The organism is Vibrio sp. FF266 (genome assembly GCF_041439695.1).
Classification (GTDB): Bacteria; Pseudomonadota; Gammaproteobacteria; order Enterobacterales; family Vibrionaceae; genus Vibrio; species Vibrio tasmaniensis_A.
In genome coordinates this window covers 38,489-57,587 of the sequence record NZ_JBGOOO010000029.1, presented here as the reverse complement: position 1 = coordinate 57,587, position 19,099 = coordinate 38,489, and the positions used below count along the sequence as shown (strand labels likewise).

Annotated in this window: 15 protein-coding genes; 9 read left to right on the top strand and 6 right to left on the bottom strand. The window is 44.6% G+C overall.

Annotated features, from left to right (window positions below):
* Positions 1-927: 927 nt before the first annotated feature.
* From ACED59_RS18435 to hemC, 4 genes are read right to left on the bottom strand one after another with little or no spacing between them, the layout of a single operon-like run.
* A complete protein-coding gene (locus ACED59_RS18435) occupies positions 928-2,109 on the bottom strand; it encodes a heme biosynthesis protein HemY (protein WP_017098553.1) in 1,182 nt (393 codons plus the stop codon).
* The gene (locus ACED59_RS18430; protein ID WP_017098552.1) at positions 2,109-3,335 is read right to left on the bottom strand and encodes a uroporphyrinogen-III C-methyltransferase; all 1,227 of its coding nucleotides are present in this window, start codon (positions 3,333-3,335) and stop codon (positions 2,109-2,111) included. The genes ACED59_RS18435 and ACED59_RS18430 overlap by 1 nt, the downstream gene beginning before the upstream one ends.
* Before the next feature lie 18 nt (positions 3,336-3,353).
* Positions 3,354-4,082, bottom strand: a complete 729-nt coding sequence (locus tag ACED59_RS18425) for a uroporphyrinogen-III synthase (protein WP_009848204.1) — start codon at positions 4,080-4,082, stop codon at positions 3,354-3,356.
* 2 nt (positions 4,083-4,084) lie between these two features.
* Positions 4,085-5,023, bottom strand: coding sequence for a hydroxymethylbilane synthase (hemC, locus tag ACED59_RS18420; protein ID WP_017098551.1), 939 nt, complete (start codon positions 5,021-5,023; stop codon positions 4,085-4,087).
* 344 nt (positions 5,024-5,367) lie between these two features.
* Here hemC and ACED59_RS18415 point away from each other — a divergent pair, with 344 nt between their 5' ends.
* Positions 5,368-7,896 (top strand): class I adenylate cyclase, encoded by a 2,529-nt coding sequence (locus ACED59_RS18415; RefSeq protein ID WP_017098550.1) that lies wholly within the window; start codon positions 5,368-5,370, stop codon positions 7,894-7,896.
* Positions 7,897-7,967: 71 nt separating this feature from the next.
* Here ACED59_RS18415 and cyaY read toward each other — a convergent pair whose 3' ends face one another.
* The gene (cyaY, locus tag ACED59_RS18410) at positions 7,968-8,282 is read right to left on the bottom strand and encodes an iron donor protein CyaY (RefSeq protein ID WP_009848207.1); all 315 of its coding nucleotides are present in this window, start codon (positions 8,280-8,282) and stop codon (positions 7,968-7,970) included.
* Between cyaY and ACED59_RS18405 the strand changes: the two genes are divergently transcribed.
* The 8 genes from ACED59_RS18405 to ACED59_RS18370 all read left to right on the top strand — a co-directional run bounded on the left by ACED59_RS18405 (position 8,262) and on the right by ACED59_RS18370 (position 18,322).
* Positions 8,262-8,474, top strand: coding sequence for a lipoprotein (locus tag ACED59_RS18405; RefSeq protein WP_009848208.1), 213 nt, complete (start codon positions 8,262-8,264; stop codon positions 8,472-8,474). The genes cyaY and ACED59_RS18405 overlap by 21 nt on opposite strands.
* A gap of 41 nt (positions 8,475-8,515) precedes the next feature.
* Positions 8,516-9,769 (top strand): diaminopimelate decarboxylase, encoded by a 1,254-nt coding sequence (gene lysA, locus ACED59_RS18400; protein WP_009848209.1) that lies wholly within the window; start codon positions 8,516-8,518, stop codon positions 9,767-9,769.
* An 11-nt stretch (positions 9,770-9,780) separates the two neighbouring features.
* Positions 9,781-10,611 carry a diaminopimelate epimerase gene (dapF, locus tag ACED59_RS18395; RefSeq protein ID WP_009848210.1) on the top strand — a complete coding sequence of 277 codons (831 nt, stop codon included), beginning with the start codon at positions 9,781-9,783 and terminating at the stop codon, positions 10,609-10,611.
* 43 nt (positions 10,612-10,654) lie between these two features.
* Positions 10,655-11,353: a DUF484 family protein gene (locus tag ACED59_RS18390; RefSeq protein ID WP_012605049.1), complete on the top strand. Its 699-nt coding sequence runs from the start codon at positions 10,655-10,657 to the stop codon at positions 11,351-11,353.
* Complete coding sequence (xerC, locus tag ACED59_RS18385; RefSeq protein ID WP_017098549.1) at positions 11,322-12,254, top strand: tyrosine recombinase XerC; 933 nt, start codon at positions 11,322-11,324, stop codon at positions 12,252-12,254. The genes ACED59_RS18390 and xerC overlap by 32 nt, the downstream gene beginning before the upstream one ends.
* 15 nt (positions 12,255-12,269) lie before the next feature.
* Entirely contained in the window at positions 12,270-12,986 is a 717-nt protein-coding gene (gene yigB / locus ACED59_RS18380; RefSeq protein WP_017098548.1) for a 5-amino-6-(5-phospho-D-ribitylamino)uracil phosphatase YigB, read from the top strand.
* 165 nt (positions 12,987-13,151) lie between these two features.
* Positions 13,152-15,650 (top strand): EAL domain-containing protein, encoded by a 2,499-nt coding sequence (locus ACED59_RS18375; RefSeq protein ID WP_371705069.1) that lies wholly within the window; start codon positions 13,152-13,154, stop codon positions 15,648-15,650.
* A 191-nt stretch (positions 15,651-15,841) separates the two neighbouring features.
* Entirely contained in the window at positions 15,842-18,322 is a 2,481-nt protein-coding gene (locus ACED59_RS18370) for an EAL domain-containing protein (protein WP_371705068.1), read from the top strand.
* A gap of 180 nt (positions 18,323-18,502) precedes the next feature.
* On the opposite strand, the gene ACED59_RS18365 is transcribed toward ACED59_RS18370, so the two are convergent.
* Positions 18,503-19,099 (bottom strand): tRNA-uridine aminocarboxypropyltransferase, encoded by a 597-nt coding sequence (locus ACED59_RS18365; RefSeq protein WP_371695851.1) that lies wholly within the window; start codon positions 19,097-19,099, stop codon positions 18,503-18,505.

Genomic DNA, 19,099 nt, shown 5'->3' with positions numbered 1-19,099 from the left:
TGTCACGCCGGGGGTCGCGGGTTCGAGTCCCGTCCACTCCGCCACTTATTAGAAAAGCCCTGCTAGAAATAGCAGGGCTTTTTTATATTTGAAGAAAAGAGTTTTGCTTGTAGATTGTATGAGTGCTGTAAAGGCATCGAGACCCTACACTTCACGCTATTCCGGCACATATTAGAAAGCCTAGTCTGACGACTAGGCTTTCGTCGTTTCCGGCATATGAATCTTATTATTCAACTTCGAGTTTTGTAGAAGCGTTGTCCGTTGAGCTCGAGCTCTGATATTCCAACACTTATTATAAAAGTCCTGCTCTTTCTAGAAGCGCTTGATTACGTTAGTTGATATTTGTGGCTATCGATTCAATGGTTAACCTTTAGAGAATGTCTTAGTGAGGTTTACTTCTTACTAATTTGAACTGGTTGATAAAGATGTCTCGTCTCTAGTCACAAGGTTTTGCTGGTTCGGCAACTCTTGCTATATCTCTACTGCTTAATAGATGAACCTATTAAGCAGTTGCGTGAAACCCCGGCTTTAGCGTTTTATAGTTGGAATATTGATGGCCATTTAATTGCTAATTCAGCGTGATTTAACGTGGCTTTCGGTCTGTTGGTGAATATCTTTAAATGTGTTCTCTCAAAGTGAGCTCCTTTTACTCTTCAGCTTACAGGCGTCATACCTCTCGAGCCTCTTCTAAGAGCTTGTATATAAAAATCGTAAAACTACATATAGACACAATTAGTGTCGTTCTCCGTTTGTTTGGGAGGCTTTATTACGCTATTTCATAGTTACTTTTGTGCACTAGGTTTGGTGGCGTTGGACGGGTAGGGTTCGATGAGTTTGGTTTATAGGTGTTGTAGAAGTTATCTAGGGGCAAATAACAGATACAAAAAAGCCGATGCTAGACATCGGCTTAGTTTGAGTCGTTTGGAATTACGCTGGTTGAACGAGAGCGAGTGCTTTACGAGAAACCTCGTGAGCTGCTTTCGTTAAGTTTTGCTTCTCTAGGGCATCAGATAGGTATCCGTAATCTGAAACATTTGAGCGAAGTGCTAGTGCTTTTTCAAAGTGACTTTGTGCTTCTGCCCACTTCTGTTCTCTTAGGTAGAATTGAGCCAATGCGCTGTGTGCTTCGGCATTGCCACCATCTTTACTGATAGCACGCTCTAGCATCACAACTACTGGGTGGTGATCGGCAAGATTTAGCTCAGGAAGCAACATATAGAGCTCATTTGAACCACTCTTCGCAATGTTTTCTTTAATCACTGTGAAGGCTTCTGAATCAGCTTTACGAGCGATCAGTTGCTTCACAAAACAAGAAACAAGGTGAGAGCTTTGTTTTTGCTTTCTTGAAAGCTTATTCCAATGACTGATTAAACCTTCGCTACCTTGCTGCTGTGCCACATCGTGAAGCAAACCACATTGAGCTTTCTGTTCCAGCTCAACTTGTTCATCAGGTGTAAGAAGCTTGTTCTTAGCCAGCTTAGGCGTTAGCTCTAACAGTGGCTGCCACAGCTTAAGCTGCATGTAAGTGGCTTTTAGCAGGCCAAGTACGGCGGTGTTATTCGGGTACGAACCTTTCAATGTTGAAAGTGTATCGAATGCGGCTTCGTAGTTCGACTCACTGATCTGTTGTTTTGCTTTCGTTAGCTCAACGGCCAATAGAGAGTCCTCTTGTTGGCTAGCAAGCTCGATGTACTTATCACGCTCACTTGTATTGCCTTGTTCGTGCGCCGCTTGAGATGCGACTAAATAACAAAGTAGCGGCATGTCGTGGTGGTTAGCCCAGCGAGTTACCTTCTTCTCTGCGCCTTTCCAGTCACCTTCAAGAAGCTTGATGATGCCTTCATTGGTATAACGACGAGAGCGCTTTAGTTTACGAACACTGAACCAGTTCCAAGTTGTCGAGCTTGCGTACATAAGCTTTTTAAATAGGTACTCTAAGCCGAATAGAGCCGCTAGAAGAGCAATGACAAAGATAACCAGTGTTGTCACGCTCATCTCAATGGTCTTATTCGCAATTGAGATCAGAACGTAGCCTTGTTGACCAGAGAACTGAGTACCAACAATTAACCCAGCACCTAGAACGAGAAAAAGAAAAATCCAACGAATCATTATTTTTCCTCCGGGGTCATAACGGTGACTTCACGACGTAGGCGTTCACGTATAACGTCTGATAACTCATTTTGAGACTCAAGTTTCACAGGGTATTTCACAGAAATATTCTGCTCGCTCAGCTGCTTAATTGCCTTCTCAAACTCAATCACTGAGTTGTTATCTTGGTTTAGGTAGGACTTCGACCACTCGTTAGCTGTTTGTAGTGCTGCACTGTAGACATCACCTTGTTCTTTGTAGACAGCGCGAATTGCGGTCTCTAGTTTGCCCTTGATATTCTCACGCAGGTAAAAGTGTTGCTCAGGAGAGAGTAGAGGAATAACTTCACCATCACGACTGCGGAATGTGATGAAGTTTTCTGAAAAGTCTTTCATCGACGTCATCAGGTTGTTCTGCCAGTCATTAATATCTTGAGATACGGCTTTTTTCTCAACAACGGCAGCCTCAGGCAGGATTGCATTGGCAAGCGGCAGCGTATCGACTTGTTGTTGTAGGCTTGTGATGCGTAGAACTAAGCCATCACGGTCGATAAGAGGAATAGTGCGAAGCTTAGTAATGTCATTGGTCATTGATTGACGAAGAGAGACCAAGCTTGGGTCATTCAGTGCGGCGATACGCTGATCGGCGCTTTCCATTAGCTTGGTTGCACTAACGGCATCATGCTCGAGGAACAGTTTACGTCCTGCTAGTTTCACAAGGTAATCAGCTTCAGCAAGCAACCAGTCATTTGGACGGCGACCTTTAACGTCAGCAACCGCTAGCTGTAGGCTTTGAATGCTCTTCTGTTGCTGAGATTGTACGACTTGAGTTTTCTCCACCGCATGTGATGCTTCTTGGATGGTCTCTTGCTTGATGGTTTGTAGGTCTTTATTTACTGCAGATTGAGTATTTTGCAGTTGTGCTTGAAGAGCTGCGATCTGAGCTGAGTACTCAGCGCTCTTTTGCTGCATTTGAAACGCGATGCCGCCGCTAAAAATAATAGAAATAGCGATCGCAATAGCGCCTAGTTTGACACCGCGCTTACCTTGCTTTTCCGCTTTCTCTATTTGCTCTTTATGTTCGGTTTGAGGCTGTTCATTTTGAGCGGTATTTGGCGCAGAGGCATCGAGCGTCTTTTCAGGTTGTTTTGTCTCTGCAGAGTCAGCTTTTTCGTTTTCAACAACTACTGGCTGAGTGTCTTGTTTCTTTTCAGGTTCAATATGCTCATTATTTTTTTTGCTTGTCATGCTTATTTCCTGTTCTAGCTAGGGCCGGAGAGCAGCCAGTAATATTTGGTTCGTAGCACTGTGAGTATTGGTCACGTTCGAGAAGCCGAGTTGTTGTGCTCGTTCTACTATGCGCTGGCTTGGGACAAATAGATGTCTTGTTGAAAGCCAAGCCAAATACTCATCAGGGGTAATTGAGCAGAGATACTCCAATTGTTCCTGACTAGTGATGACAACTTTGGACGTTTTTTTGTTTATCCATGTTTGATAGGTATTGTGGTCGCTAATAGGAATATATTCTCTACGGTAGGTCTCACAATAAGAGACTTTTGCACCTCGATTGAGTAGAGAATCTCTAATGAGCTCACGCCCACCATTTCCACGCAGTATCAAAATGGATTTATTATCTACGCCATTAAGTTCAGTAAGTTTGAGAAGATGTTCACTATCACTCACTTTGGGATAGTTTACTTTTTGTTTACTAACTTTGCTTAAAACGTGCGCAGTTTTTTGACCAACGCCAAGATAAAGCGGCGAAGTTGGCCAAATAGATGAAGTTTTCGAAAGGATGTTTTGGGCAGCGGTCACGGCGTGGTGACTGACTGCAATAATGATATCGCTGTTATTAAGCTGGGTGCTTAAATCCGATGAGTGTGGATTATCAACGATACGAATAAGCGGATGATGGATTGCTTGAATCCCTTCATCCGCTAGTTGTTGGCAAAGCGATTGTCCCTCTGAACCGGGACGAGTCACCAACACTGTCATAGTTATTCTTGGTCTGCGTATAGCTTGGTTAAGATTTCTCTCGCGCCATCATCCAGCAATTGATTTGCCAGAGTAACGCCAAGTGCTTCTGCATCTTTGCGAAGGCCAGAGATCTCACCACGAACCATTTTAGAACCATCTGGTTCGCCTACTAATGCACGTAGCCAGATATTATCGCCATCTAATAATGAGTAGCTACCGATAGGAACCTGACAACCACCTTCTAGAGTTAGGTTCATTGCACGTTCGCATAGCACACGATCGGCTGTGTCTTTGTTGTTCAGTGGCTCAAGAAGCTTGATTAGACGTTCATCATCTAGACGACACTCAATACCAACAGCGCCTTGCCCTACAGCAGGTAAAGACTGTTCAGGTTCGATAAAGCTACGGATACGCTCTTCTAGCTCTAATCGCTTAAGGCCAGCTGCTGCCAGCACGATAGCATCGTATTGACCATCATCGAGTTTACCTAGACGAGTACCAACGTTGCCACGCAGCTCTTTGATGATGAGATCTGGGCGGTATTCTAGCAACTGACATTGACGACGCAGGCTGCATGTACCTACGACAGCACCTTGTGGTAACTCATCGATGTTGTTGTAAGTATTTGACACGAAAGCATCACGAGGATCTTCGCGCTCACAAATAGTTACTAGACCTAGACCTTCAGGGAAGTCGACCGGTACGTCTTTCATTGAGTGAACTGCGAGGTCAGCACGACCTTCTAGCATTGCTACTTCAAGTTCTTTAACGAATAGCCCTTTACCGCCTACCTTAGCAAGTGGCGTGTCTAGGATGATGTCACCTTTGGTCACCATAGTTACCAACTCAACCTCTAAACCAGGGTGAGCAGCTTGCAGTGCATCCCTTACAAAGTATGCCTGCCAAAGGGCAAGAGGGCTTTTTCTGGTCGCGATACGAATTGGTGCTGAATTTGTCATGGTGTTTCCGATATAGGTTCTGTAATAGGCTAATCCTACCATTGTGAGGCGAAAATTCTTACTGTTTGATCATTCGATACTTTGATAGCAGAGGGAATTTCATGAGTTCACCAAAATAGTGTGATTGGTATCTCATTTGAAACATGGGCTATTATTAGAAATAGTCAATAAAGAGGACACTACGGCGCCGCGAGTTTTACTTTCAGTCATCAAGGGATTCGTAAGTATGACGGCGTCCTTTGCTTTACCGATAAGGGTAAAAGTGTTAAATTGATCACGTTTTGTTGCTGCTTTCGTTCAGTAACTAAACAGAAGTACACTTAATCTCAAACCAAGGACTTACCTTGCAGGCTTACACTCAAACTTTGATTCAACGATTAGACAATCTAAATCAGCAGCGCATTGATCGTGCGTTGGCGTTGATGAATGTGCAGGGCCAGCGAGTTTTTAACCTTATCCCCGCGCTGCTTCACTTCAATCATCCGATGATGCCTGGTTATTATGACCAACAAGTTCCTTTTGGAATTCGTAGCTTCACGCTTAATGAATTCCAAAAGCAATTTGTCTCTGATACTGAATTAACTCTGGGCGGAAAACTTACCGAGGCCGCTGAACCAGCAATCTTGGGCTTGTACACCATGGGCAGTACTTCTTCTATTGGTCAAAGTACCTCAAGTGATCTTGATATCTGGGTGTGTGTATCTCCAGATATGGATGGCGCATCTCGCGATAGCCTGACCAATAAATGTCTGCTTATTACTGATTGGGCTGAAACCTTAGGGGTTGAAGCGAACTTCTTTTTGATGGATGAACAGCGTTTCCGCTCGAATCATTCTGAAGAGATGACCGGTGATAACTGTGGTTCTTCACAGCACTTACTACTGCTTGATGAGTTCTATCGCTCAGCCGTTCGTTTGGCTGGCCAGCGTTTGTTGTGGCAAATCATCCCGCCAGAAATGGAGGAGTGCTACGACGAGTATGTCCAAGGTTTATGTAACGATGGTTATCTTGATTGCTCGCAGTGGATCGATTTCGGCAAGCTGAACAGTATTCCTGCTGAAGAGTACTTTGGTTCAAACCTATGGCAGCTCTATAAGAGTATCGACTCACCGTATAAATCGGTGTTGAAGGCGATCCTGTTAGAAGCTTATTCATGGGAATACCCAAACACCCAGCTTCTTAGTATTGACACCAAGCGTCGTTTCTTCGCAGATGAACCTGATCTGTATGGCATGGATAGCTACTATCTGATGCTTGAGAAGGTAACTCGCTACCTAGAACGTATCAACGACCATACTCGATTGGATTTGGTGAGACGCTGCTTCTATCTTAAGACCCACGAGAAGTTGTCACGAGATGCGGGTATTGGTTCTGTCGCATGGCGTCGTGAAGCCTTAACCGAGATGACTAAATCTTGGAACTGGGGACAGGAAACCATTGCTGAGCTCGACAACCGCCGTAACTGGAAGGTTGAGCAGGTTAAAGTGGTGCACCATGCCCTGCTTGATGCCTTGATGCTGAGCTATCGTAACCTGATTCAATTTGCACGTCGTAACGACATCACTTCAGCTATCAGCCCGCAAGATATCAGTATCTTGGCACGTAAACTTTACGCTGCGTTTGAGGTGTTACCAGGCAAAGTGACGCTACTGAATCCACAAATATCCCCGGATCTCCATGAGCCTGATTTGAGCTTTATCGAAGTTCGTCAGGGTCAGTCAAATAAAGCGGGTTGGTACTTGTACAAACAGCCTTTGATTGCACATCGCATTCTCGGTCAGCCTTCACTTGAGCACCATGAGTACTTGAGTAAGTTGGTTGCTTGGTCGTTCTTTAATGGCCTAATTACAGAGTCGACGCGTTTGCACTCTGTGGTTCGAGATGCTCATATTGATATCGATAAATTTTATCAAATGGTGAGCGATCTACGTAATACCTTCTCTTTGCGTAAGCGTCGACCGAGTATGCAGGCACTGGCGAGCCCGTGTGAGATAAGCCAACTGGCGATGTTCATCAACTTTGAAAATGACCCGACGTCTGAATTAAGTGGTCGCGCATTAAAAGTGGATCTTAAGAATGCCGATATTTTCAGTTTTGGTGAAGAAGGTAAGAGCTTAGTCGGTAGTGTCGATCTGGTTTATCGGAACTCTTGGCATGAAGTTCGTACACTTCATTTCCAAGGTGAAACCGCGATGCTCGACGCGCTGAAGACGGTACTGGGTAAAATGCACCAGGATGCGTTGCCGCCAGAGTCGGTTGATGTGTTCTGTTACAGCAAAAACCTACGCGGTGTGATGCGTAATATGGTGTATCAACTGCTTGCTGAGTGTATCGATTTGCGATTAAAACCAATTGAGCCAGAGAAACGCCGCCGATTTAAAGCTATTCGCCTGGCAAACAAAATGTTTGGTCTGTTCTTTGAACGTCGTGGCGTATCGGTACAGATGTTGGAAAACTCGGTCGATTTCTATCGTAGTATCTCGACGAATAAGCTGAAGGGCTCACCTTTACTGATGCTCGATAAAGAGCAAGAGTATCAGCTACCAGAAGTGGTTGATGGTTTTGCGAGTGAAGGTTTAATTCAATTTTTCTTTGAGGATACCGACAAAGGTTTCAATATTTATGTATTGGACGAGTCGAATCAGGTTGAGGTGTATCACCAGTACAGCGGTGAAAAAGATGAGATGATCGCAAGCGTGAATTCTTTCTACACTTCAGTAAAAGATGAGTCAAAGGTGTCGTCTAAGTTGATTAACTTTAACCTACCTCAGTACTACCAAATTGTTCACCCTGAAGAAGGTAACTCTTATGTGGTGCCATATCGTAACGATGCGACTTTAGCTTCTCGGAGCTCAAAGATAGTCAATATCTAGTCTTACCAAGACTGATTGATATTAAAAAAGGAGTGATTGATTCACTCCTTTTTAGTTTTGCTTACAAATGATTAGACCCAATTAATCTCTTCATCTGCGTGCTTTTCGCACTCTTCTTTGACCATCTCAAACAACGCCATGCCCGTCTTTGAACATGTCCACTTGTCGTCAACTAGCTTGAAGTGAAAGCCGCCAGATTTAGACGCTAACCAGATCTCACGCATTGGTTCTTGGCGATTGATGATAATTTGGCTGCGGTTTTCAAACTCCAACGTCATTACGTTACCAGTCACTTCATAATCAATATCTGCCTCTGATTCATCGATCGCTTCTTCGATGTTTTGCATCTGTATATCGACCAGCTTATGAAATTCAGTCTCGTTCATCCTTTCTATCCTATTGCTTTTCCTGAGTGTGGTGCGATTATAGGGGGCATTGAGTTAATAATCACGATGTGCAAAATGAAAAAACTAATTACCGCTCTGTTTATGGTGTCCGTTATTGGACTTTCTGGTTGTGGTCAAACGGGTCCTTTGTATGATCCTGATGAAGTTCAACAGACTGAACAATCACAATAAGTGAAACACGCAGAAATCGTTATTTATAAGGGATAAGAACTTTGGATTACTTCAACTATCAGGAAGATGGCCAGCTTTGGGCTGAGGACGTCGCACTTTCACAACTAGCAGAGCAATATGGTACACCGCTGTATGTATATTCTCGTGCCACATTAGAACGTCACTGGAACGCATTTGACTCATCGGTAGGTGAGCACCCGCATTTGGTGTGTTACGCCGTTAAAGCTAACTCGAATCTAGGTGTGTTGAATACCTTAGCTCGTTTGGGTTCTGGTTTTGACATCGTTTCTGGTGGTGAGCTAGAGCGTGTGGTTGCTGCAGGTGGCGATCCGGCGAAAGTTGTTTTCTCTGGTGTCGGCAAAACAGCCGCAGAAATGAAGCGAGCGCTTGAGTTGAACATTAAATGTTTCAACGTAGAGTCTGAGCCAGAACTGGAGCGACTGAATAAAGTGGCCGGTGAACTTGGAGTTAAAGCGCCGATTTCACTGAGAATCAACCCTGATGTTGATGCCAATACTCACCCTTATATCTCTACGGGTCTGCGTGATAACAAGTTTGGTATCGCCTTCGATCGTGCTCCTGCTGTTTATGCGTTTGCTAAAACACTCGATAACTTGTCTATCCATGGTATTGATTGCCATATCGGCTCTCAGTTAACGGATATCGAACCTTTCATCGATGCCACTGATCGCTTGCTTGCGTTGATCGATCAACTACGAGCTAACGATATCAACATCAAGCATCTTGATGTTGGCGGTGGTTTGGGGGTGGTTTATCGTGATGAATTACCACCACAGCCCTCTGACTACGCGAAAGCCTTGTTGGCTCGCCTAGACAATCATTCTGATCTAGAGCTGATTTTCGAGCCAGGAAGAGCGATTGCGGCTAACGCTGGTGTATTATTAACAAAAGTCGAGTTCCTTAAGCCAACAGAGCATAAGAACTTTGCCATTATCGATGCGGCAATGAACGACCTGATGCGCCCTGCACTTTACCAAGCTTGGCAAGATATTGTTCCAGTTAGCCCGCGCCAGGGTGAAGCTGTGACTTACGATTTAGTTGGCCCTATATGTGAAACGGGTGACTTCCTAGGTAAAGATCGTGACCTTGTTCTTGAAGAGGGCGACTTATTGGCTGTTCGTTCAGCAGGTGCTTATGGCTTCGCAATGTCATCCAACTACAACACTCGTTCGCGTGCGGCAGAAGTGATGGTTGATGGCGATAAAACTCATTTGGTTCGTCAGCGTGAAGAGCTTACGAGTCTGTGGGAACTTGAAAACATTCTTCCGGAGTAATTTTAAGCGTTATGCACTTCCACTTTTCTAAAATGCATGGTTTGGGCAATGATTTCATGGTCGTGGACTGCATTACTCAAAATATTTTCTTTTCTCCAGATTTGATCCGTCGTTTGGCGGATCGTCACACTGGTGTGGGTTTCGACCAGCTACTTGTAGTTGAAGCTCCCTATGATCCTGAAACTGACTTCCATTACCGCATATTTAATGCAGATGGCAGTGAAGTGGAGCAGTGTGGCAATGGTGCGCGTTGTTTTGCTCGATTCGTTCGCATGAAAGGCTTAACGAATAAGTACAGCATCAACGTGAGCACCAAGAAAGGGAAAATGGTTCTTAAGATTGAAGACAATGATTTAATCACTGTCAACATGGGTATTCCTGAGTTCGAACCGGGCAAGATTCCATTTAAGGCGAAGCAGCCAGAAAAGACGTATATCCTAAGAACGGATGTACACACCTTGTTCTGTGGTGCTGTTAGCATGGGTAACCCACATGTGGTTACCGTAGTTGATGACGTCGATACAGCAGATGTGGATACCTTAGGTCCGCTGCTTGAATCTCACGAACGTTTTCCTGAGCGTGTTAATGCTGGCTTTATGCAAGTGGTTAATCGTGAAGAGGTTCGCCTGCGTGTTTACGAACGCGGTGCGGGTGAAACTCAGGCGTGTGGCAGTGGCGCATGTGGTGCAGTTGCTGTTGGTATAACACAAGGCTTACTGGCTGAGAATGTGAAGGTTCGTCTACCTGGTGGTGACTTACACATTAGCTGGCAAGGCCCTGGGAAACCTCTGTTGATGACTGGCCCAGCAACGCATGTGTTTGATGGTCAGCTTTCTTGCTAATAACGATATAACAAATAGATTTATAAAAAATAAAGGATAGGTTTTGTCTTACGTTGAAGGCGACACTCTGACTGCAGAGGTGGTTGCGGAATATTTACGTGATAACCCAGATTTCTTTCAAAACAGGAAAGATTTGGTTGATCGCCTTGCTATTAATAATGTTGAGCAGGGCGCTGTTTCTCTGGTTGAGATTCAGCTTAAACGTCAGCGTCATAGAATCGAAGAGCTGGAAGAAGAGATCACTGGCCTGATGTCACTAGCGGCGAATAACGATAAAACTTTCTATGAATTCATGGATCTGCAAACTCAAGTGTTGAAATGCAGTGACTTCATTCAGGTTATCAAGGCTGTTGAACAAAAAGCGTTGGAACTAGGGCTTAAGGCTCATGTACGAGTTCTCTCACAATTAGGTTTTTATCAGCTGAATGAAGAGCGTTACTCGAAATTTTCACTTAACCATTTCAATGGCAAAGATGCTTATCTAGGGCGATTGAGAAAGGCAGACAGACACGATTTGTTTGGTGATTATCCAGTTCCAGAGCTAGGCTCTTATGTAGTGCTACCCCTTGCTAAGCGATCTCCACTGGGTGTACTCGCTTTTTCTAGTGAAGATGGCGGACATTTCCAGCCTCATATGGACACGCTCTTTTTACGCCATTTAGCACTTGTTGTCGCTCATTTGGCGGACACCTTACCTTGGCAGATAAATAATGAGCCTAGAGCCCAAAATACCTCTTCCTAACAGCCTTCAAAAGTCGCTTTCTCGCTTCTATGAATATCTTAGAAGTGAGAAGGGACTCAGCTTACACACCCAACGTAACTACAAACAACAACTTGAAACCATGGCCGCTCATTTAGTTACTCTGGGACTAACGGACTGGGGACAAGTCGATGCGGCGTGGGTAAGACAACTTGCAAGTAAAGGCATGCGCGAAGGAATGAAAGCGAGCAGTATTGCGACTCGCTTATCGTCACTGCGCAGCTTCTTTGATTTCCTTGTCTTGCGTGGCGAAATGACCGCCAATCCAGCCAAAGGGGTTTCAGCACCTCGTAAACAACGTCCTTTGCCTAAAAACCTCGATGTTGATGAAGTCGGTCAGTTGCTTGATGTGAATGAGGACGACCCACTGTCAATTCGCGACCGAGCGATGATGGAAGTTATGTATGGTGCTGGATTACGTTTGGCTGAGCTGGTCGGTATCAATCTTAAAGATGTATTGGGTCGACAAGGCGAAATCCGAGTGATTGGTAAAGGCGACAAAGAACGCAAAGCGCCTTTTTCTGGTTTAGCGAAAGAGTGGGTTGATAAATGGCTCAAAGTTCGTGGTGCACTAGCTTCGCCGGGTGAAACCGCTCTGTTTGTCTCTAAACTCGGGACTCGTATTTCTCATCGCAGTGTTCAGAAGCGTATGGAGGAGTGGGGCAAGAAGCAGGCTGTTGCCAGTCATATTAGCCCGCATAAACTGCGTCACTCCTTTGCAACGCATGTACTGGAGTCGAGCCAAAACCTTCGTGCGGTTCAAGAGTTGCTCGGGCATGAAAACATCTCGACAACCCAAGTGTACACTCACTTAGATTTCCAACATTTAGCACAAGCTTATGACCAAGCTCATCCAAGAGCTCGTAAGAAGAATAAAGATTAGATTAAAGGTTTAACTATGCGAATTTATCGAGGGTTAAAGCCCATCAAAGCCATGACCTTTGATTTGGATGATACCTTGTACGACAACTGGCCTGTGATCATGAAGGTTGAGAAAGAGATGGCGCAGTGGCTTTATCAAAAGCATCCTGTGTCTGCTTCTCTTTCGTTAGAAGAGTGGCAAGGTATCAAACAGCAAGTCGCCTCTGAAAACCCAGCGTTAAAGCATGATGTCACCGTGTGGCGAGAAACACAGATTAAGCGTGGTTTGTTACAACTGGGGTATTCTCAGCAGCAAGCAGAACAAGCGGCTCGTGAAGGCATAGAACACGCCTTGTGGCTGCGTAATCAGGTGGATGTGCCACAGGAAACGCATCGAGTGATGGCTGAGCTGAGCCAACGTATTCCTTTAGTTGCGATTACTAATGGCAATGTCGACCCACATAAAATTGGCTTGGGGCAGTACTTCCAATTAATCCTTAAAGCCGGTCCTGACGGCAGAGCAAAACCCTACCCAGATATGTTTGATAGAGCTCAGCAATACCTAAATTGTGACGCTGAGAATATTCTCCATGTTGGTGACCATCTTAGAACCGATGTCTATGGAGCGAAGACAAATGGTTTCCAAGCATGCTGGTTTAATGATACTGGTTCCAATTTATATGATTCCCCTAAGGCAACAGTGCTGCCTGATGTTGAAATAGAGCAACTTAGTGATCTTATGCGATTAACTTAATGGCCGTAGTAAGCTTAATGTGTCGCATTTATGATATTGAATTGTTACATTAGTCACAATTAAATGCCTGTTTAGGCTAGGATAATTGGCGACTACTTTTGATCGGAATTTTTGATTCATAGTAGTACGGGTTCTCATTTCACTCGATTTCGAACAAGGGTTGGCATGCAAACATTTACATTTCTCGCAAATACTGAGGAGTTATTTAAGTCTCAATTTGATCAGCGAGAGTGGTGTGACAGCAAACAGTACCTTATTCAAATTTTCTCTGCTCAGTCCTCTGATATCGCTCGTCGAATTGCCAATGCAGCCCTCAATCGCATAGGGCATGCGACGTTAATCGGTCAGAGCGCCCGTTATGTTATCTGTGATAACAGCCTGAAGCATGAATGTACCTTAGTCGTCGTCAGTGAATTTAACGATACCCATTTAACGTCTACAGTTCAGACGTTTACCGGAAACCCAAATCAAGACAGCCAAGATCTCGCTTCTCAATTAAACCTTACAGAAGAAACCAAAACGGTTATCAGCTTGTGCGATCAGGTTGAAGGGCGTGACTATCCTATTTATAGCGCCTTTGAGAGTTTACCTTACGCATTACCAGTTGCTGGTGGGCTGTGCCACGAGAATGGATATGGCCGTTGGGTTATGCATAATGAGCAAACCTACCAACATGCTTGTGTTGCGGTTGCATTGACTAACCCTAGCTTAAAGATTTGGTCGGACGCGTATTCTGAGTGGAATCCTATTGGGATGAAATTGCGAGTGACACACGCAGTTGGAAATCGTTTATATGCGTTGAATGACAAGCCGGCTATCGAGGTGTTCAAACATTACCTTGCTGATGGTAAAGATCTCCCTTTTAGTCAGTTGATGAGCTTCCCCCTGTATCGAGAGCTCGGCAGAAAGAAGTGCATCTCGACGCCTCTACGTATTAATGATGATGGTAGTATTGAGTTTGATAGCCCTTGGCATGTCGGCGAAGAGGCCCAGTTTTGTTATAACCATCCTTCTTTGACCGCAGAAAAAGTTCGTCACGGCGCTGAGATGCTTGCCGTGCATCAGCCTGAATCTGTGATCATCTATAACTGTGTATCTCGACTAGAGTTTATCGACAGTAAACTTGAGCTCAAACCATTTGAAGGGATAGTAAACGCGTGTGGTGCATACTGCATGGGAGAACTATATCGCAACGACGATCGCCAAGAGATACTGCATCACAGCCTTACCTATATTGCGATGAGAGAGTCGGACGAGATTAATGAGTTTCGTTGCGAAGATTTCAAGCGAGACTCAACGGTATCGCCACTACTCAACTTAGTCAGAAATGCGGTCGCAGACCTCGACAGTATGAACACTCAGATGGAGAACAAACTCCATCAACAGGCACGTCGCTTAACTGAAAGCTACCGTATTGACTCTCGCACAGGGCTACCCAACCGTATTGTATTAAAAGAACGCCTCAATACGATTTTATTCAATGAACATCTGTTGACGCTGAAGCTGACTAATTTTCATCAAGTTAACGAAAAATACGGTTATCAAGTGGGTGACCAATTACTGCTTGATCTGTCGAATCATTTTGTCGACCGATTGCCCCTTAGTGTGGCTAAGGAATCCAAGGTAAAGGTTGAACTGTTCAGTATTGGTGTCGGTGAGTGGGCAATTATCTTTAACGCGAGTGTCGATAGCGTGAAGATAGAGCAACGTTTCGTCGAGTTTGCTGATGGTATTGAGCATATTAATTTTGAGCCATATGGATTAACCGACATAGACTACCTTTCGGTTTCTCTGTGTGGTGGTTTCGCTAGTCGCTGTGATTTCTTAGCTGATAGCGGTGATGAGATCTTGTTGAAAGCGATTGAAGCTCGACGCTACGGGGTGCGGAACAATACTCACATCACTAATGCCAAAAACATTCAGGTGAGTGAGGAAGATCGTAAAGAACAACTAGGCTGGTTGAGCTGTGTAAGCCGCGCAATCTTAGATCAGAACATTATCACCTACTCACAGCCGATTGTGGCGTCTGGTACTCACGAAATGATTGGCCAAGAGTGCTTGGTCAGAATCATGGAGTCGGATGGTACCATTGTACTCCCTGGTAAGTTCTTACCCATTATTGCTGACACGCATCTCTATACTCGCCTTAGCCGGCACATGATTCGAAACACCATTGGCTACATGGCAAATAAGGAGAGTTCTTTTTCAATCAACCTATCCCCACAAGACTTACTGAGCGATAAGACGCTTGAGGTTCTCGAGTCAGCGATTAGTGGTATGAACGACCCCACTCGACTTGGTCTAGAGGTTCTCGAGTCTGAACAGATCAAAGATTATGGCCGCATGATAGAAGTGTGTGATCACTTCCGTGCTCTTGGGGCGAGAATCATTGTTGATGACTTTGGTTCTGGTTATTCCAATATTGATGAGATCATTAAACTTGAGCCGCAGATCATTAAGCTCGACGGTAGCTTGATTCGCAATATCGACAAAGACCCAAAGCAAAGGAATATCGCCTCTCAATTAGTACGCTTGTGTCAGGTGTTTAACGCCAAAACAGTTGCCGAATTTGTCCATAACCAACAGGTTTGTGAAATTGCAGAGCAAATGGGTGTCGATTATCTGCAAGGTTATTACTTTGGTGAGCCTAAGCGACTGTTTTAGTTATTAAAACCCTCAGATCTTAACGTTACTTGCTTTTAAAGTGCTTCACTGGCACTGATGATGGCTCTTTAGTGGAATGAATGATGTCTAACTAGCGTCACATTATTTATAAGACGATTGTAAGTATTCCGTGCAAGCTTTATCTATAATAAGCACAATAACAAATCATTAACGTAACGATTAATGTGAATATGCAATCGACCTCTTTCCAGATACAAGACATTAAGTGCACCCAGCGTGAATTGCAAAAGATAGATTTTCATCAACATGACAATCTACTGATTCAGGTGTTTTCTTCTTTCGAGAAAGATTCGGTGTTGGCTGCCTGCCAAGTAATTCAGTCGACTTTCCCCAACGCCAAATTGATTGGTTGTAGCGCTAATCACTACATCAGCCAAGGTGTGATCCTGCATAAAGGTCTCTATGTTATTGTTACTCGCTTTGAGGCGACGTCTTACACTTGTGGTGTTGTCGAATATAGCGAGCAGCCTCGACGGGATAGCCAAGCGATGTGGCAGCAGCTTGAATGTAATGCTGATACTCAAAGCATTATCTGTTTCGCCGATCGCTTGCAGATAAATAACCAAGATCTATTTTCAGCGTTTGAGCAGTCGATATATTCATTACCTATTTGTGGCGGTGCATCGACCATTACAGAGCATGGACGATGGGTGATGCTCGATGGTATTTGCTATGAAAATGCCTATGTCATGTTAGCACTGCACAGTGTTGAACTCGCAATTACTAAGGGGTATTACTGCGAATGGAACCCCATTGGTCGTACCTTCCGAGTGACTGGCGCTCAAGATAATCGGCTAGCTGAATTGGACGGTATACCTGTCCGAGAAGTCTATAATCGTTACCTCGCTGACGGTCTCGAAATCCCTTTTGAGCAACTGTATAACTTCCCCTTGATGGTCGGTGAACCCAAAGACCAGAACACTCACTTACCGCTCAAGGTGACAGAGGGCGGAGAGATAGAATTCAGTGGGTCGTTTCAGGTTGGTGATGAGGTGCGGTTTTGTTATGACCACCCTTCATTGACCCTAGAACAAATCCGACTGGGCGTTCAACAGATTACTTCCCATAAACCAGAACAGTTTTTTATCTATAACTGCACTTCGCGCATTGATTTCATTGATGGCAACCAAGAGGTTGAGGTTTTCCAAGCATTAGCGGACACCTATGGCGTGTACTGCATGGGAGAGCTCTATCAAGATAATGACCAGCAACGAATTTTGCATCATAGCCTCACTTATCTTGCGCTTAGGGAAGGTGAAGGCAAGGCGGTATTGCCATTAGAGACACAACCCGCGACCAATATTTCCCCTCTGTTTTCATTGATACGAAATGCTCTGCTTGATGTCGATGACATGAACAACAGTATGGCGAGTAAGATTCAACAGCAAGCGACCGCATTGACCGCGAGCTACCGAATTGATCGCCGTACAGGTTTACCTAACCGAAGCGTACTGCGTGAAAAACTGTCAAAAATGAGTACCGATAGTCATTTGTTGGCTTTGAAAGTCACGACATTTGGCCAAATCAATGAGAAGTATGGCTATCGAGTCGGTGACAAGCTTCTGCATGATTTAAGCGAGTATTTTCAAAAGGCGCTGTGGCAGTTCTTTGATGAGGGGTGTCAGCTCTATAGCATTGGTATTGGTGAGTGGGCGGTGGTGTTTGATAGCTGGGTGGGGCAAGAACATATTCATCAGCGTTTTTCTGAATTTGCAGACCAAACGGAACATGTGAATTTTGAACCAACGGGGTTGCCTGATATTGATTACCTGTCGGTATCCATCTGTGCGGGTATAGCCAGCCGTCGAGATTTTCCTACGACCTCGATTGATGATTTGTTGTTGAAGGCGATTGATGCTAGGCGCAGCGCTGTGAGTCAGAACAAGCATCTAGTGAGCGCCAAGACGCTCATTCAATTGGAGAAGCATCGCCAAGAGCAGCTTGGCTGGCTGTCGTGTGTCAGTCGCGCGGTGCTTAATCAGAATATTGTGGCGTGTTCCCAACCTATTGTCTCTGCGCACAGCCATCAGGTAGAAAGCTACGAGTGCTTGGTTCGAATTGAAGAAGATGGACAACTGATTGTGCCGGGTAAGTTCTTGCCAATCATAGAAGGAACGCATCTCTATACGCGTCTGAGTCGCCAGATGATAACGCGTACCTTTGATTTTATGAGTCAGCGAACCGATTCGTTCTCAATTAACTTGGCGCCACAAGATTTTAGCAATGAGAAAACCATTCTTCACCTTGAGCAAGCGATCAAGAAAATCAGTCACCCACAGCGTATTGGCTTAGAGGTGTTAGAAACGGAACAAATTCAGGATTACGGTCGCTTGATCGAGGTGTGTAATCACTTCCGCGACCTTGGTGTGAATATTATTGTTGATGACTTTGGTTCCGGCTATTCGAACATTGATGAGATATTGAAGTTAGAACCACAAGTCATAAAGCTTGATGGCAGTTTAATTCGGAATATTGATAAAGATAAGAAACAGCGCAAGATCGCTCAGCAACTGGTGAGTTTATGTCAGATTCTGAATGCTAAGACGGTGGCTGAATTTGTTCATAACGAACAAGTGTGCCGTATTGCCGAAGACATGGGTGTCGATTACCTGCAAGGTTACTACTTTGGTCAGCCTCAACGCTTATTCTGATAGGGAGAGTAAAATCTCTTTTCAAGGAACAGCTAGAGTGTGCGTTTCACGTGAAACACTAAATGGTTCAATAGATTAAAGTACGATGTAAAAAGGGTGAGCTCATGGCTCACCCTTTTTGTTTTCAGTATCTGTCCCGTTCTGAAATGTGTCTGTTGTCTTCCCGCGCTCTTGCTTGAACTATTTGAGAGCATGGCCACATTTGTCGGCGTGGAATACTTTTAGATACTGTTGGTAGTAGTCATCAATGAGCTTGGCAGGTTCGCTTTCACCTAAAGATTTGAGCAATTCAATGCCCACTTCGCAAGTACACAAATGGCCACTGTCTTGATTGCGGCGCAAGTTGTAAGAGGATTCGCTGGTGATGTCGAGATGAACTTGTGGGACTGCTTGTAACCACGAGCTCTTGTTAAGCATCTTCTTCGCTTCTTGCCATGTGCCATCCAAGATGATGAATAGCGGTTTACGATTCTGGGCTTGGGTCATCACAGCTTGCTGACACTCGATGCTTTGATCACTTGGGAATAACAGAAACGGTTGTCGTGTTTCATCTTCAAGCAGTGCCATTAGATCCGCTGGTGGTGTTTTCCTTTGCCATACCAAGGACTGACACTGCTCAAGAGATTGCTGAAGCAGCTTTCCGGTGTTGGTGTCTCGCGACAGCTCATTCTCATGAGTCAATAGTACAAGATCAGTTTGGCTTTCAACCGTCGGTATTAGATGACAAACGCACTGGTGAGTGAAGCCACAACCAGGGCAAGCTTGTTGATTACTCAT

Coding starts and splice junctions, on each gene's coding strand:
- yigB (WP_017098548.1), top strand. CDS start 12,270: ATGCGAATTTATCGAGGGTTAAAGCCCATCAAAGCCATGACCTTTGAT.
- ACED59_RS18370 (WP_371705068.1), top strand. CDS start 15,842: ATGCAATCGACCTCTTTCCAGATACAAGACATTAAGTGCACCCAGCGT.
- ACED59_RS18425 (WP_009848204.1), bottom strand. CDS start 4,082: ATGACAGTGTTGGTGACTCGTCCCGGTTCAGAGGGACAATCGCTTTGC.
- xerC (WP_017098549.1), top strand. CDS start 11,322: ATGAGCCTAGAGCCCAAAATACCTCTTCCTAACAGCCTTCAAAAGTCG.
- dapF (WP_009848210.1), top strand. CDS start 9,781: ATGCACTTCCACTTTTCTAAAATGCATGGTTTGGGCAATGATTTCATG.
- cyaY (WP_009848207.1), bottom strand. CDS start 8,282: ATGAACGAGACTGAATTTCATAAGCTGGTCGATATACAGATGCAAAAC.
- ACED59_RS18375 (WP_371705069.1), top strand. CDS start 13,152: ATGCAAACATTTACATTTCTCGCAAATACTGAGGAGTTATTTAAGTCT.
- ACED59_RS18365 (WP_371695851.1), bottom strand. CDS start 19,099: ATGAGTAATCAACAAGCTTGCCCTGGTTGTGGCTTCACTCACCAGTGC.
- hemC (WP_017098551.1), bottom strand. CDS start 5,023: ATGACAAATTCAGCACCAATTCGTATCGCGACCAGAAAAAGCCCTCTT.
- ACED59_RS18405 (WP_009848208.1), top strand. CDS start 8,262: ATGAAATTCAGTCTCGTTCATCCTTTCTATCCTATTGCTTTTCCTGAG.
- ACED59_RS18430 (WP_017098552.1), bottom strand. CDS start 3,335: ATGACAAGCAAAAAAAATAATGAGCATATTGAACCTGAAAAGAAACAA.
- ACED59_RS18435 (WP_017098553.1), bottom strand. CDS start 2,109: ATGATTCGTTGGATTTTTCTTTTTCTCGTTCTAGGTGCTGGGTTAATT.